Below are 12,980 nucleotides of genomic sequence, written 5' to 3'. Positions count from 1 at the left end.
AGATGAGCGAAGTAAATAAAGAAGACTACATGAAAGACCGCAAGGGGCGTCTGGTGCCGGTTGACCAGGTGTCTGACTATGACCTCGCGATGGATTCTTTCGTTAAAGAACAGGTTGCCGCCGCGAAAGTTAAACGCAATGAACTCAGCGACTTCAAGCGGCGTGCCTTTGACGAGTGCTATGCCTGGCTTGACCTTGTGGCCGAGAAGTACGGCAGAACGCGTGGCGGGGCCAAAGGCAACGTGACCTTCAGCAGCTTCGACGGTGCTCAGCAGATCACCATCCGCGTGCAGGAAACCCTGACCTTCGGGCCAGAGCTGCAGATTGCCAAAAACCTGATAGACGAGTGCGTCACCGAGTGGTCGGAAGGCGCGAACGCCAACCTGCGGGCCATCATCAGCGATGCTTTTCAGGTGGACAAAGAGGGCCAGCTTAATACCGGGCGTATTCTTTCCCTGCGCCGCGTCAAGATTCAGGACGAGCGCTGGAACCGGGCAATGGAGGCCATATCGGAATCACTGCAGGTGGCCATGTCCAAAACCTATATTAATTTCCGGGAGAAAGATAAACACGGGAAGCTAATTAATATTCCGTTAGATATCGCTGCCATTTAATTTTAATTCAATTTCTTTTTTATTTCGGCGTCAGTGCCGTGGGCTTCTGCACGCCGAAAACAGCATTAAGGAATAAATTATGTCCATCAAATGTTCCAACTGTAAGAAAGGTATCACCACCCTGAAGTTCAGCGACGCCAGCGTCATTACCTCTGGCAAATACCATGTGCCAGCCGTCCTCATCACGCTGGTATGCCCTCACTGCAGCCAGCATTACTACACCGAAGTCCCGGCCATGGAGTTCATCCCCTGCGAGGCAACAAAATGAAAGGCATGAAATTATATAACCGTTCGACGATCTACAATCTGGCCCTGAAAACCTTTGGCCCTGAAGCACAGGCGCTGAAGCTGATGGAAGAAGCCGCCGAACTGGCCGCTGCTGCCGCCCGCAACATGAACGGACTGGGCAATGAAGTTGATCTGGCTGCTGAACTGGCTGACGTTGAAATTATGATTGAACAGTTCCGCCTCAACGGGATGGGCCTGATGATTGACTTTCATAAGCAGAAAAAGCTGGAACGTCTTGCCGAACGCCTGGGGGTGACTTATGCCGCAGAATAATGAAAAGCTGCTGGAGAAGTTAAAAAAGCTGCTGGCGCTGGCTAAATCCGATAATCCCCATGAAGCGGCATTGGCCCTGCAACGCGCCCAGAAACTGATGCAGGCCTATAACATCACCCAGGCTGAACTCGCACTCAGTGATATTGATGAAAGCGTCAGTCACTACTGGGCTGCAGGTAGCGTTAATCCGCCGCGTTATATGCTGGGTCTGCTGGATATTATCCAGGTAGCATTTGGCGTTAAGTCTATTATTCACTCCGGCTTTAAACCCAGCGTTGGCTTTTACGGTAATAAAGACCGGGTTGAACTGGCCTCCTATACATGGGAGGTACTGGCCAGACAGTTAATCATGGCCCGTAAAAACTATATTCGGCAGCAGAATAAAAGGATCAAAAACACGACCAAGACCAGCCGTGGTGACAAATTTGCCGAAGGCTGGGTTCTGGCCGTGCGCAGCGAGGTTCATTTATTTGCTATGTCCCGCGAAGAACGTGAGCTGGCAAGCCTCTGGCTTGAACAAAAATATCCTGATTCAGGAACAACATCTGGCCGCAAAGCCGGTAAATCCCGTGACGCGGACATGTCCCGCCACATCGGTTACAGAGAAGGGGAAAACGTCCGCCTGCATCAGCCTGTCAGCGGGCAGGAACAGCGGAAGCTGGGGAGTGGTTTATGATGGCTGAATCTATTATATGTGCCCTGTTCTGGTATGGTCTCGTGGGGTGGTGTACTGCTGAACTGCACCGCCGCTCAGGTTTTTACTCACGTTACAGCGGTGCCGGACACTGGATCAGTTGGGCCGTTATGTTCATGTGCTGGCCTGTTGCGCTTCCTTTATATGTCGATTATATCGGTGGCGCAGGTAAAAGGAGCGACGATGATGACTAAGCAGCGTCTTATTCAACTCATCCATATTGCCCGCAATGACCTCCAGATGGATGAGGACACCTACCGCCAGATGCTACAGGGGCTGACCGGCAATGCCTCAACCAAAGGGATGGATACCCCACAGCTAAACCGTGTTCTGGAATCTATGAAAAAGAAAGGTTTTCGCGTTAAGCCTGCCGGAAAAGCCAGGTCCGGCTTACCGCTGGATAACCATCCCCAGTCAAAGAAAATCCGTGCGCTTTGGCTTGAAATGGCAGCGGCGGGTACCGTCCGAGACAGTTCAGAGCAGGCGCTGGCGCTGTGGGTTAAACGGGAAACAGGCATCAGCGCGTTACGCTGGCTCAGCAATGAGCAGGCGAGTAGCGTGATTGAGAAACTGAAGAAGTGGCAGCGAAGAGCTGCGGGGGTGAAGCAATGAGCGACCTGAATCAGTTTCGTAGTAAAGGGCCGGAACTGTTGGTGGAACTGGCACAGCATACCTCTGAGACCGTCCGCGAGATTATTGATATCGAACCCGCAGTTGCCGACCAGATTGGTCAGGCCGTCGCGAACCGCATGATGCAGGTCTGGGGTGGGCAAAACGTCTATTTTCCGATGGGCATGGTCTGGAAGGTCAGCCAGCGCGACCGGGAAATCTTCCTGGAGTTTGACGGACGCAACCATCACGAACTGGCCCGCAAATACGGTGTTTCGCTACAGTGGGTTTACAGCGTGGTGAAGCGGGTCAGAAAAGAAGAACTGGATCGGATGCAGGGCAAACTGTTTGATGGTGAACCCGATGCCGATACGGGGAAAAAGGAGTAACATCTGCAATCAGGCTGGTGCGAGTTCTGTTTTTTTTCGGGCCGGTCTGATTTTCACATACTGTAAGGTTATTGCATATTCCATCCAGTTTCTTCCCATGTTGACCCAGTTCTTCCCATAATTATCTCACTTATTCCCTGTCATTTATCTCAAGTCTAATCAGCTTTACAGCACCGTCCGGTAGATGCGCTCTCCGGTGGGCAGCGACAGCGCGTGTGGATCGCCATGACGCTGGCGCAAGGCACCGGTACGTTGTTATTAGACGAACCCACGACCTATCTCGACCTGGCGCATCAGATTGAGATCCTTGAACTGTTACGCATGCTCAATCGCCAGCAGGAAAAAACCATTGTGATGGTGCTGCACGATCTCAATCTGGCCTGCCGCTATGCTGACCATCTGGTGGCAGTGCATGACGGGCGCGTCTATGCGCAGGGCGCGCCGCAGCAGATCATGAGTGAAACACTGGTGCAGGATGTGTTTAACCTGCGTTGCCGCATCATCGACGATCCCTTTTTCCACACACCGCTGTGTATCCCTTTTCCCGGTGAGTTGCATGCTGAGTCCTGAAGAGTACGCCTGGCTGCAAAACACGTTTCGTCTGTGCAGTCAGGCGCAGGCAGATGAACGCAGCGTGCCCGCGTCCGCCATGCTGGATGACGATACCTGCCGCGCAGTGTTGCAACGGGTGATGATGCTTCTGGGCGCGCCGGATCTGGCGATCGCCGCGTCGTTGCTTGCCAAACGGCTGGCGTTTCTCGCCTCCGGCAATGTGCTGTATGCCATGACGGTGTTTGATAAAGGTCTGCTATTGTCGTTAACCGACAGTCGACTGGAGTATGCGCACGATAAGGGGATGTGGCGCTCTTCATTACCTACGGATTTTACGACCACGCTGGCCTTCTCTGGGGAACGTGAGAGCTGGCGTGCGGAGATAGTCAGCACGTTGTTTAAGGGCTATTTTGCGCCACTGTGGCAAAGCCTGGCGCGGGTAAGCGGTGTGCCGGAGGCTATCTTGTGGGAAAACACTGCCGTGCGGGTCTATTCGCTGTACCAGGGGCGTATGGAGACGCTGGATGCGGTGCAGGAACAGCGTCGGCAGGCGGATTTCCACTGGCTGCTGGAACAGGCTGAGCCGGAACGGTTTGGGCTGGCGTGGAACCCGTTAAAACGCTTTCGTCGACCGTTGCAAAACAATGCGGCAGGGCAGCAGGTGCGTTTTCGTCGCACCTGCTGTTTTTATTACAAGGCATCACAACCGGTGGAGTATTGTCATAACTGCCCGCTGCTAAAAAAAAGCTAACGGGCACCTGTTTTACACGTCGGCTTCGTAACCTAATTCCCGTGAAATTTCTTTGGCGGTATTTTGTAGCGCCTCAAGCAGACGCGTTTCGCCTAATAATTCAAGGCGTGAAGTGGATAACGAAATAGATACGGCATAAGGCACCCGACCATAAATGTCGAACACCGGAACCGCCAGGCAGGAGACGCCTAACTCATTCTCTTCTCGGTCTTTTGCCCATTTCTGTGCGCGGATCTCTTTCAACTCCTGTTGCATCACATCGAGCTTATCAATGGTGTAACGGGTGAGCGGTTTAATATGTTCGCGATGGCTTTTCCAGTATTGCTCAACATATTCCGGCTGACCGAAAGCCATATATATTTTGCCCATTGCGGAGCAATATAACTCCTGATGCTGCCCAATATAGGCCCGCGTTCTTAACATGCCGGTAGTGGGTTCTAATTTATAAATTAAAATCGCGTGGTCATCTTCGCGTGTGGAAAAATTGATGGTTTCCCCGATCGCCAGATTGAGGGCTTCAAGATGGGGGGCGGCCACGTGAATAATATTCAGCGAAGACAACGCTTTTTGCCCGATGGCGATACATTTGGTGGTCAGCCGGTAGCTCCCTGCTGCGGGTGCCGGTTTGACATAACCGCACGATTGCAGCCCCTGTAACAAACGGTGGACAGTGCTTTTATTCAACTGCGCCAGTTCGGACAGATGGGCTAAGGGACAGCCATTCGGGTAGTTACTCAGAATATCCAGCAGTTGTAATCCGCGGAACAGGCTTTGACTGCCCGCCGGTTTCTCTTTTTCGTCTTGCATTGATGCGTTCTCGCTTCCTGCCGCTTTTGGACCCGTTAATTTTGCCAGCCTCAATACTAGCGCAAAATGGAACGGGCCACACAAAATCAGATCATGTTTATAAGTCTTTGATAATAATCAATTTAGAAATTTAAAGTGAAGCGTGGATCACACATCTGTGTTTTGTTATGTGGAATGGTATTTCGTATTTTGAAATTAAGGGGTATAAAAAACAGCACAGAAGTGTGATGCAACCAGGAGAAAAAGATGAAGGTTACCTTCGAAGAGCTTAAGCAATCCTTCAAACGCGTTTTGCGTTCCCGCAATGTGCGTGAAGAGACTGCCGATGCCTGCGCGGAGATGTTTGCCCGTACCACTGAGTCGGGTGTCTATTCACACGGCGTGAATCGCTTTCCGCGTTTCATTCAGCAACTGGATGCCGGTGACATCATTCCGGACGCGCAGGCGAAGCGCATTGCGAACCTTGGCGCGATTGAGCAGTGGGACGCGCAGCGTTCGATTGGCAACTTAACGGCGAAGAAGATGATGGATCGCGCGATTGAACTGGCATCCGATCACGGTATTGGTCTGGTAGCAGTGCGTAACGCCAACCACTGGATGCGCGGCGGCAGCTATGGCTGGCAGGCGGCGGAGAAGGGCTATATCGGCATTTGCTGGACCAACTCCATCGCCGTGATGCCACCGTGGGGGGCAAAAGAGTGCCGTATTGGCACCAACCCGCTGATTGTGGCGATCCCCTCTACGCCAATCACCATGGTGGATATGTCGATGTCGATGTTCTCCTACGGCATGCTGGAAGTAAATCGCCTGGCCGGACGCGAACTGCCGGTAGATGGCGGTTTTGACGATGACGGTAAGTTAACGAAAGAACCCGGCGTGATTGAGAAAAACCGCCGCATTCTGCCGATGGGCTACTGGAAAGGTTCCGGTCTATCCATCGTGCTGGACATGATCGCCACCCTGCTGTCGGACGGGGCCTCAGTTGCTGAAGTCACCGAAGAGAACAGCGATGAATACGGCATTTCGCAGGTATTTATCGCCATCGAAGTTGATAAGCTGATCGATGGCGCAAGCCGCGACGCCAAGCTGCAACGCATTATGGATTACATCACCAGCGCGGAACGTGCGGATGAAAACGCACCTGTCCGTCTGCCAGGCCATGAATTTACGCGCCTGCTGGAAGAAAACCGTCGCAACGGTATTACCGTTGATGACAGCGTATGGGCGAAGATCCAGGCGCTGTAAGGAGCGAACAATGCTATTCGGCCATATTTCACAGCCCAATCCCTGCCGTTTACCGGCCGCGATTGAAAAAGCGCTCGATTTCCTGCGCACCACGGATTTCCGCACGCTGGAGCCTGGCGTGGTCGAAATCGAAGGGCGTACCATTTTTGCGCAGATCCTCGATCTCACCACCCGGCCCCGCGAGGAGCAAAAACCGGAAGTGCACCGCCAGTATCTGGATATCCAGTTTATGGCATGGGGTGAAGAAGAGATCGGCATAGCCATCGACACCGGTAATAATGTTATTGCGGAAAACTTGTTGAATCAGCGCGATATTATTTTTTACCAGGCGAGCGAGAACGAATCTTTTTTTGAAATGGTACCAGGCAGCTACGCGATATTTTTTCCACAGGATGTACACCGTCCCGCCTGTAATAAATATCGCGCCACGCCTATTCGTAAAATTGTCGTTAAGGTGGCTATTTCTGCGTTGAATTAATTCGCGAATAAGCAGGAGCTAAATATGAAGCGTCATAACGCCGGGTATATTATCGGCGCGTATCCCTGCGCGCCTTCTTTTCACCAACAAGGGGAGCAACAAGAACGGGATTTCTGGCGGCAACTGGCGGATACCCCGCACATTGCCGGGCTGGAGCAACCGTGCCTGGAAGAACTGCACCCGCTTGGTGACGATTGGTTGTTAACGCATACACCGGGTGAGTGGCACATTGTTGTCACCGCGGTGATGGAAACCATGCGCCGCCGCGGCGGTGGCAATCGCGGTTTTGGACTCGCCTCCAGTGATGAAGCGCAGCGCCGCGCCTGCGTGGCGTATTACCGTCATGTGCATGACAAGATCGCTGCGCTGAATGCCCGTGTCCCCGGCAAAGTTGTCGCGCTGGAAATGCAGGCCGCGCCTTTGGCGGGCAGTGCCAGCGTGGAACAGGCCACCGAGGCGTTTGCCCGCTCTATCAAGGAGATAGCCCGTTGGGACTGGACGTGCGAACTGGTACTGGAACACTGTGATGCCATGAATGCCACTGCGCCGCGCAAAGGGTTTTTACCGCTGGAGAACGTGCTGGAGACGCTGGCGGGTTATGACATCGGTGTGTGCATTAACTGGGCGCGTTCCGCCATTGAAGGGCGCAACACCACGCTACCGCTGGCCCATACCCGTCAGGCGCAACAAGCAGGAAAACTGCGTGGGCTGATGTTTTCCGGCACCACGGAAAACGGCCCGTACGGGGAGTGGCAGGATCTGCACGCACCGTTCGCGCCGTTCTGCCCGGAGAGTTTATTAACTGTCGACAGTGCCAAAGCCTTATATCAGGTCGCTGCGCCAGAAAGTTTGTCCTTTACCGGTATTAAATTACTGGAAATTGATGCCAACGCCAGTGTGGAACATCGCGTCAATATATTACGCGACGGCATTAACGCCTTACAGAAAGCCAGACAATAAATACAAAAATATCTGACATCGCATACCAGTTACTTTTAACGAGATGCTAATTATGAATACGTCCTCTTACTCTACATCTGCGGATATTCCGCGCCAGCGCTGGTTAAGAATAATTCCTCCTATTCTTATCGCTTGTATTATTTCGTACATGGACCGCGTGAATATCGCGTTTGCCATGCCCGGCGGGATGGATCAGGAATTAGGAATTTCTGCATCCATGGCTGGCCTCGCCGGAGGCATTTTCTTTATTGGTTATCTGTTTTTGCAGGTGCCGGGCGGCAAAATCGCCGTTCACGGCAGTGGCAAAAAATTCATTGGCTGGTCGCTGGTGGCCTGGGCGGTGATCTCCGTCCTGACCGGTATTGTTACCCATCAGTATCAACTGCTGGCGCTGCGCTTCCTACTTGGTGTAGCGGAAGGCGGTATGTTGCCGGTGGTGCTGACGATGATCAGTAACTGGTTTCCGGATGCGGAACGCGGGCGTGCCAATGCCATTGTGATCATGTTTGTGCCGATTGCCGGTATTGTAACCGCGCCGCTTTCCGGCTGGATCATCACCGCGCTGGACTGGCGCTGGCTGTTTATTATTGAAGGTCTGCTCTCACTGGTGGTGCTGGTGCTGTGGGCACTGACGATTTATGACCGTCCGCAGGAAGCCCGCTGGATCACCGAAGCAGAGAAAAAATATCTGGTGGAGACACTGGCCGCTGAGCAACGCGCAATTGCTGGCAAAGAGGTGAAAAACGCCTCGTTGAGCGCCGTGCTGTCCGACAGAACCATGTGGCAACTGATCGCCCTCAACTTCTTCTATCAGACCGGGATTTACGGTTACACCCTGTGGTTGCCGACCATTCTGAAAGAGTTAACCCACAGCACCATGGGGCAGGTGGGCATGCTCGCCATCCTGCCGTACATCGGGGCCATTGCCGGGATGTTCCTCTTCTCGTCCCTTTCTGATCGTACCGGTAAACGCAAACTGTTCGTTTCTGTCCCGCTACTGGGCTTTGCGCTGTGCATGTTCCTCTCCGTGGCGCTGAAAGAGAGCATCTGGCTGTCATATGCGGCGCTGGTGGGGTGCGGTTTCTTTCTGCAATCGGCAGCGGGTGTGTTCTGGACCATTCCGGCACGTCTGTTCAGTGCAGAGATGGCGGGCGGGGCACGTGGGGTGATTAACGCGCTGGGCAACCTCGGTGGTTTCTGCGGCCCCTATGCCGTAGGTGTGCTGATCAACCTCTACAGCAAAGATGCCGGGGTGTATTGCCTTGCCATTTCACTGGCGCTGGCGGCGCTGATGGCGCTGTTGCTCCCGGCGAAGTGCGACGCGGGAAACGTCTCTGTCAGCCCGGTCAGCACCCGTAAACGCGAAGCCTGACAACCTGCCCGGCGGTACGGGCTGACCGGGCAAAAGAATGACCGATTCTGTAAGCCGGATAAGGCCGACGCCATCCGGCAATAAAAACGAGAGCACGACGATGAGTGAGAAAGAGACCTTCTGGCTGGGTATCGATTGTGGCGGTACTTATCTGAAAGCCGGTTTGTATGACAGCCAGGGCAGGGAGCACGGTATTGAACGCCAGTCTCTGAAGACGCTCAGCCCGCAACCCGGGTATGCCGAACGCGATATGCACGCGTTGTGGACGGTCTGCGCCCAGACCCTTTCCCGTTTGCTGCAACGCACCCACACCTCCGGCGAACGCATTCGCGGCGTGGGCATTTCTGCACAGGGCAAGGGGCTGTTTTTGCTGGATAAAAACGATCAGCCGCTGGGCAATGCGATGCTCTCGTCCGACCGCCGGGCGCTGGATGTAGTGAAGCGTTGGCAGCAGGATGGCATTCCACAACGGCTCTATCCGCTGACCCGCCAGACGTTGTGGACAGGTCACCCGGTCTCGTTGCTGCGCTGGCTGAAAGAGAACGAGCCACAGCGTTATGCGCAGATTGGCTGCGTACTGATGGGGCACGACTATTTGCGCTGGTGTCTGACCGGCGTCAAAGGCTGTGAAGAGAGCAATATCTCGGAATCCAACCTCTACAACATGTCCCAAGGTTGCTACGACGCGCGTCTGTCGCAGTGGCTGGGGATTGGCGAAATTGATGCGGCGTTGCCGCCGATTGTGGGCTCAGCAGACATCTGCGGGGAAATCACCGCTCAGGCAGCCGCCATAACCGGTCTCGCGGCGGGTACGCCCGTCGTTGGCGGTCTGTTTGATGTGGTTTCCACCGCGATCTGCGCCGGGCTGCAAGATGAACAGCGGCTGAATGCGGTAATGGGGACCTGGGCCGTGGCCAGCGGCATTGCGGATGGCATTCGCGACAACGAAGCCCACCCCTATGTCTACGGGCGCTACGTTAACGACGGTCAGTACATTGTGCACGAAGCCAGCCCGACCTCGTCCGGTAACCTCGAGTGGCTGACCACACAGTGGGGCGACATGTCGTTTGAGGAGATAAACCGCGCCGTCGCCTCGTTGCCAAAAGCGGGCAGTGAGCTATTTTTCCTGCCGTTTTTGTATGGCAGCAACGCGGGTCTGGAGATGACCAGCGGTTTTTACGGCATGCAGGCGCTGCACACCCGCGCGCACCTTTTACAGGCCGTCTACGAAGGGGTGGTGTTCTGCCATATGACGCACCTTAACCGCATGCTGGCACGCTTTACCCACGTTAAAGCACTGCGCGTCACTGGCGGTCCGGCGCACTCCGATGTGTGGATGCAGATGCTGGCGGATGTCAGTGGACTGCCCGTCGAACTGCCACAGGTGGAAGAGACAGGCTGTTTCGGTGCGGCGCTTGCCGCCCTTGTCGGTACCGGCGAGTACCGCGACTTTCACCACGCGCAGCAGGCTTTAAAGCATGACATTCGTACCCTGACACCGGACATGACCGCCCACGCCGCTTATCAGCGCAAATACGCGCGTTACCAGATTTTGATTGAAGCACTACAGGGCTTTCACGCCCGCATTAAGGAGCAGACGTTATGAGCCGACCATTACTGCAACTGGCGCTCGACCATACCCGACTCGACGCCGCGCAACGCGATGTGGCGCTGTTACAGGATCATGTCGACATCATCGAAGCCGGCACCATTTTGTGCCTGTGCGAAGGGGTAAACGCCGTACGCGCACTGCGCGCTCAGTGTCCGGAGAAGATCATCGTTGCGGACTGGAAAGTCGCCGACGCCGGGGAAACGCTGGCACAGCAGGCGCTTGGGGCGGGCGCGAACTGGATGACCATTATCTGCGCTGCGCCACTGGCGACTATCGAAAAAGGCCATGCGGTTGCGCAAGCGCACCACGGTGACATTCAGATTGAGCTGTTTGGCAACTGGACTTTCGAGGATGCCCGCGACTGGTATCGCGTGGGGGTGCGCCAGGCGATTTACCACCGTGGTCGTGATGCGCAGGCCAGCGGCCAGCAGTGGGGCGATGCGGATCTGGCGCGGATGAAAGCGCTTTCTGATATCGGTCTCGAACTGTCGGTCACCGGCGGGCTGACGCCTGAGGATCTGCCGCTGTTTAAGGACATTAACGTGAAAGCCTTTATCGCCGGGCGCGCGCTATCCGGCGCGGCGAACCCACAGCAGATTGCCCGCGCGTTTCATCAGCACATTGATGCCATCTGGGGAGAGAAGTAATGCGTACACATCCGTTGGGCATTTATGAAAAAGCGCTGGCGAAAGATCTGAGCTGGCCGGAAAGGCTGGTGCTGGCGAAAAGCTGCGGTTTCGATTTTGTTGAAATGTCTGTTGATGAGAGCGATGAGCGGCTTTCGCGACTGGAGTGGAGCACCACACAGCGGGCATCGCTGGTGGAAGCGATGCTGGAAACCGGAGTGTCTATTCCGTCGATGTGCTTATCGGCGCACCGCCGTTTTCCGTTTGGCAGCCGCGATGAACGCGTGCGTGAACGGGCGCGGGACATTATGACAAAAGCTATCCGTCTGGCGCGGGATCTGGGGATCCGCACCATTCAACTGGCCGGGTACGACGTTTACTACGAAGAGCATGACGCGGGCACACAACAGCGTTTTGCCGATGGGCTGGCGTGGGCGGTGGAACAGGCCGCCGCCGCGCAGGTGATGCTGGCGGTCGAGATTATGGATACCGCCTTTATGAACTCTATCAGCAAATGGAAAAAGTGGGACGACATGCTCGCCTCGCCGTGGTTTAGCGTCTACCCGGATGTGGGCAACCTGACGGCCTGGGGTAATGATGTGCCTGCTGAACTGGCGCTGGGTATCAACCGCATTGCCGCTATTCATCTGAAAGATACCCAGCCGGTGACGGAAAAGAGCCCCGGCCAGTTCCGTGATGTGCCGTTTGGTGAAGGCTGCGTCGATTTTGTCGGCGTGTTCCGTACGCTGCACCAACTGAACTACCGCGGCGCGTTTTTAATTGAAATGTGGACCGAAAAAGCCAAAGAGCCGGTGCTGGAAATTATTCAGGCCCGCCGCTGGATCGAAGCCCGTATGCAGGAAGGAGGATTGGTATGTTAGCGCAACTGAAAGCCGAGGTGCTGGCCGCCAACCTGGCGCTGCCCGCCCATCATCTGGTGACTTTTACCTGGGGTAACGTCAGCGCGGTGGATGAGAGCGGCACACGGATGGTGATCAAACCCTCCGGCGTGGAGTACGACGTGATGACCGCAGAGGATATGGTGGTGGTGGAGATCGCCAGCGGTAGGGTGGTGGAAGGCAATAAAAAGCCGTCATCCGACACGCCAACGCACCTGGCGCTGTATCGCCGTTTTCCGCAAATTGGCGGCATTGTGCATACCCATTCTCGCCATGCCACCATCTGGTCGCAGGCCGGGCTGGATCTGCCCGCGTGGGGAACTACCCACGCGGATTACTTCTACGGTGCGATCCCCTGCACCCGCTTGATGACCGACGAGGAGATCAACGGTGAGTATGAGTATCAGACCGGCGAGGTGATCATTAAAACCTTCGAGCAGCGCGATATCGACCCGATGCAGATCCCGGCGGTGCTGGTGCATTCCCACGGCCCGTTCGCGTGGGGCAAGAACGCTGCCGACGCGGTGCATAACGCGGTGGTGCTGGAAGAGTGCGCGTATATGGGGCTTTTCTCCCGCCAGCTTGCACCGCAACTGCCAGATATGCAGCAACCGTTACTGGATAAACACTACTTGCGCAAGCACGGTTCAAACGCCTACTACGGGCAGTAAGTTTTCTGCACGGTGCCCGGTGGCGTAAGGCTTATCGGGCCTGTACGTGTGTCTGTGATTCGGCCTGCCGCTTTCCGGCGATGCAGACAACGGATGACAGAAAACGCGGCGCTGTTTAAGGTAGGATGACCCTGCCAATG

The 12,980-nt window shown here is 55.0% G+C and carries 17 protein-coding genes and 1 pseudogene; 17 read left to right on the top strand and 1 reads right to left on the bottom strand.

What is annotated here, in order from left to right; genetic code table 11:
- The first annotated feature begins 2 nt into the window (after positions 1-2).
- The 9 genes and pseudogenes from O9K67_RS17780 to O9K67_RS17740 all read left to right on the top strand — a co-directional run bounded on the left by O9K67_RS17780 (position 3) and on the right by O9K67_RS17740 (position 4,170).
- Entirely contained in the window at positions 3-614 is a 612-nt protein-coding gene (locus O9K67_RS17780) for a DUF3164 family protein (protein WP_061494390.1), read from the top strand.
- Between the two features lie 79 nt (positions 615-693).
- Complete coding sequence (locus O9K67_RS17775) at positions 694-882, top strand: hypothetical protein (RefSeq protein ID WP_032639427.1); 189 nt, start codon at positions 694-696, stop codon at positions 880-882.
- On the top strand, positions 879-1,175 hold the full coding sequence (locus O9K67_RS17770) for a nucleoside triphosphate pyrophosphohydrolase family protein (RefSeq protein WP_061494391.1): 297 nt from the start codon (positions 879-881) through the stop codon (positions 1,173-1,175). The genes O9K67_RS17775 and O9K67_RS17770 overlap by 4 nt, the downstream gene beginning before the upstream one ends.
- Positions 1,162-1,851 (top strand): DUF2786 domain-containing protein, encoded by a 690-nt coding sequence (locus O9K67_RS17765; protein WP_061494392.1) that lies wholly within the window; start codon positions 1,162-1,164, stop codon positions 1,849-1,851. The genes O9K67_RS17770 and O9K67_RS17765 overlap by 14 nt, the downstream gene beginning before the upstream one ends.
- Complete coding sequence (locus O9K67_RS17760) at positions 1,848-2,063, top strand: hypothetical protein (protein ID WP_061494393.1); 216 nt, start codon at positions 1,848-1,850, stop codon at positions 2,061-2,063. The genes O9K67_RS17765 and O9K67_RS17760 overlap by 4 nt, the downstream gene beginning before the upstream one ends.
- Positions 2,053-2,481 (top strand): gp16 family protein, encoded by a 429-nt coding sequence (locus O9K67_RS17755; RefSeq protein ID WP_061494394.1) that lies wholly within the window; start codon positions 2,053-2,055, stop codon positions 2,479-2,481. Before O9K67_RS17760 ends, O9K67_RS17755 begins: the two co-directional genes overlap by 11 nt.
- Positions 2,478-2,867 carry a Mor transcription activator family protein gene (locus O9K67_RS17750; protein WP_061494395.1) on the top strand — a complete coding sequence of 130 codons (390 nt, stop codon included), beginning with the start codon at positions 2,478-2,480 and terminating at the stop codon, positions 2,865-2,867. Before O9K67_RS17755 ends, O9K67_RS17750 begins: the two co-directional genes overlap by 4 nt.
- 165 nt (positions 2,868-3,032) lie before the next feature.
- A pseudogene (locus tag O9K67_RS17745) lies at positions 3,033-3,437 on the top strand (ABC transporter ATP-binding protein); the annotation flags it as partial.
- Entirely contained in the window at positions 3,424-4,170 is a 747-nt protein-coding gene (locus O9K67_RS17740) for an IucA/IucC family C-terminal-domain containing protein (protein WP_061494396.1), read from the top strand. The pseudogene O9K67_RS17745 and the gene O9K67_RS17740, both read left to right, overlap by 14 nt.
- 12 nt (positions 4,171-4,182) lie before the next feature.
- Here O9K67_RS17740 and O9K67_RS17735 read toward each other — a convergent pair whose 3' ends face one another.
- A complete protein-coding gene (locus O9K67_RS17735) occupies positions 4,183-4,977 on the bottom strand; it encodes an IclR family transcriptional regulator (RefSeq protein WP_061494397.1) in 795 nt (264 codons plus the stop codon).
- Positions 4,978-5,223: 246 nt separating this feature from the next.
- On the opposite strand from O9K67_RS17735, the gene yiaK reads away from it, so the two are divergent.
- From yiaK to araD, 8 genes are all read left to right on the top strand, one after another.
- Positions 5,224-6,222 (top strand): 3-dehydro-L-gulonate 2-dehydrogenase, encoded by a 999-nt coding sequence (yiaK, locus tag O9K67_RS17730; protein WP_061494398.1) that lies wholly within the window; start codon positions 5,224-5,226, stop codon positions 6,220-6,222.
- A gap of 10 nt (positions 6,223-6,232) precedes the next feature.
- The gene (locus O9K67_RS17725) at positions 6,233-6,700 is read left to right on the top strand and encodes a YhcH/YjgK/YiaL family protein (RefSeq protein ID WP_061494399.1); all 468 of its coding nucleotides are present in this window, start codon (positions 6,233-6,235) and stop codon (positions 6,698-6,700) included.
- A 24-nt stretch (positions 6,701-6,724) separates the two neighbouring features.
- Entirely contained in the window at positions 6,725-7,660 is a 936-nt protein-coding gene (locus O9K67_RS17720; RefSeq protein WP_061494400.1) for a DUF4862 family protein, read from the top strand.
- 52 nt (positions 7,661-7,712) lie between these two features.
- On the top strand, positions 7,713-9,032 hold the full coding sequence (locus tag O9K67_RS17715) for an MFS transporter (protein ID WP_061494401.1): 1,320 nt from the start codon (positions 7,713-7,715) through the stop codon (positions 9,030-9,032).
- Positions 9,033-9,132: 100 nt separating this feature from the next.
- Positions 9,133-10,638, top strand: a complete 1,506-nt coding sequence (locus O9K67_RS17710; protein ID WP_061494402.1) for an FGGY-family carbohydrate kinase — start codon at positions 9,133-9,135, stop codon at positions 10,636-10,638.
- Entirely contained in the window at positions 10,635-11,291 is a 657-nt protein-coding gene (gene ulaD / locus O9K67_RS17705) for a 3-keto-L-gulonate-6-phosphate decarboxylase UlaD (protein ID WP_061494403.1), read from the top strand. Before O9K67_RS17710 ends, ulaD begins: the two co-directional genes overlap by 4 nt.
- Positions 11,291-12,151: an L-ribulose-5-phosphate 3-epimerase gene (locus O9K67_RS17700; protein WP_061494404.1), complete on the top strand. Its 861-nt coding sequence runs from the start codon at positions 11,291-11,293 to the stop codon at positions 12,149-12,151. The genes ulaD and O9K67_RS17700 overlap by 1 nt, the downstream gene beginning before the upstream one ends.
- Positions 12,145-12,840, top strand: coding sequence for an L-ribulose-5-phosphate 4-epimerase (gene araD / locus O9K67_RS17695; protein WP_061494405.1), 696 nt, complete (start codon positions 12,145-12,147; stop codon positions 12,838-12,840). Before O9K67_RS17700 ends, araD begins: the two co-directional genes overlap by 7 nt.
- Positions 12,841-12,980 lie beyond the last annotated feature (140 nt).

The sequence above is a fragment of the Kosakonia oryzendophytica genome (assembly GCF_027886705.1).
GTDB lineage: Bacteria > Pseudomonadota > Gammaproteobacteria > Enterobacterales > Enterobacteriaceae > Kosakonia > Kosakonia oryzendophytica.
Note: the sequence above shows the minus strand (reverse complement) of the source record. Positions and strands in the feature narration are given on the sequence as shown.

Coding starts and splice junctions, on each gene's coding strand:
- O9K67_RS17780 (WP_061494390.1), top strand. CDS start 3: ATGAGCGAAGTAAATAAAGAAGACTACATGAAAGACCGCAAGGGGCGT.
- O9K67_RS17775 (WP_032639427.1), top strand. CDS start 694: ATGTCCATCAAATGTTCCAACTGTAAGAAAGGTATCACCACCCTGAAG.
- O9K67_RS17770 (WP_061494391.1), top strand. CDS start 879: ATGAAAGGCATGAAATTATATAACCGTTCGACGATCTACAATCTGGCC.
- O9K67_RS17765 (WP_061494392.1), top strand. CDS start 1,162: ATGCCGCAGAATAATGAAAAGCTGCTGGAGAAGTTAAAAAAGCTGCTG.
- O9K67_RS17760 (WP_061494393.1), top strand. CDS start 1,848: ATGATGGCTGAATCTATTATATGTGCCCTGTTCTGGTATGGTCTCGTG.
- O9K67_RS17755 (WP_061494394.1), top strand. CDS start 2,053: ATGATGACTAAGCAGCGTCTTATTCAACTCATCCATATTGCCCGCAAT.
- O9K67_RS17750 (WP_061494395.1), top strand. CDS start 2,478: ATGAGCGACCTGAATCAGTTTCGTAGTAAAGGGCCGGAACTGTTGGTG.
- O9K67_RS17740 (WP_061494396.1), top strand. CDS start 3,424: ATGCTGAGTCCTGAAGAGTACGCCTGGCTGCAAAACACGTTTCGTCTG.
- O9K67_RS17735 (WP_061494397.1), bottom strand. CDS start 4,977: ATGCAAGACGAAAAAGAGAAACCGGCGGGCAGTCAAAGCCTGTTCCGC.
- yiaK (WP_061494398.1), top strand. CDS start 5,224: ATGAAGGTTACCTTCGAAGAGCTTAAGCAATCCTTCAAACGCGTTTTG.
- O9K67_RS17725 (WP_061494399.1), top strand. CDS start 6,233: ATGCTATTCGGCCATATTTCACAGCCCAATCCCTGCCGTTTACCGGCC.
- O9K67_RS17720 (WP_061494400.1), top strand. CDS start 6,725: ATGAAGCGTCATAACGCCGGGTATATTATCGGCGCGTATCCCTGCGCG.
- O9K67_RS17715 (WP_061494401.1), top strand. CDS start 7,713: ATGAATACGTCCTCTTACTCTACATCTGCGGATATTCCGCGCCAGCGC.
- O9K67_RS17710 (WP_061494402.1), top strand. CDS start 9,133: ATGAGTGAGAAAGAGACCTTCTGGCTGGGTATCGATTGTGGCGGTACT.
- ulaD (WP_061494403.1), top strand. CDS start 10,635: ATGAGCCGACCATTACTGCAACTGGCGCTCGACCATACCCGACTCGAC.
- O9K67_RS17700 (WP_061494404.1), top strand. CDS start 11,291: ATGCGTACACATCCGTTGGGCATTTATGAAAAAGCGCTGGCGAAAGAT.
- araD (WP_061494405.1), top strand. CDS start 12,145: ATGTTAGCGCAACTGAAAGCCGAGGTGCTGGCCGCCAACCTGGCGCTG.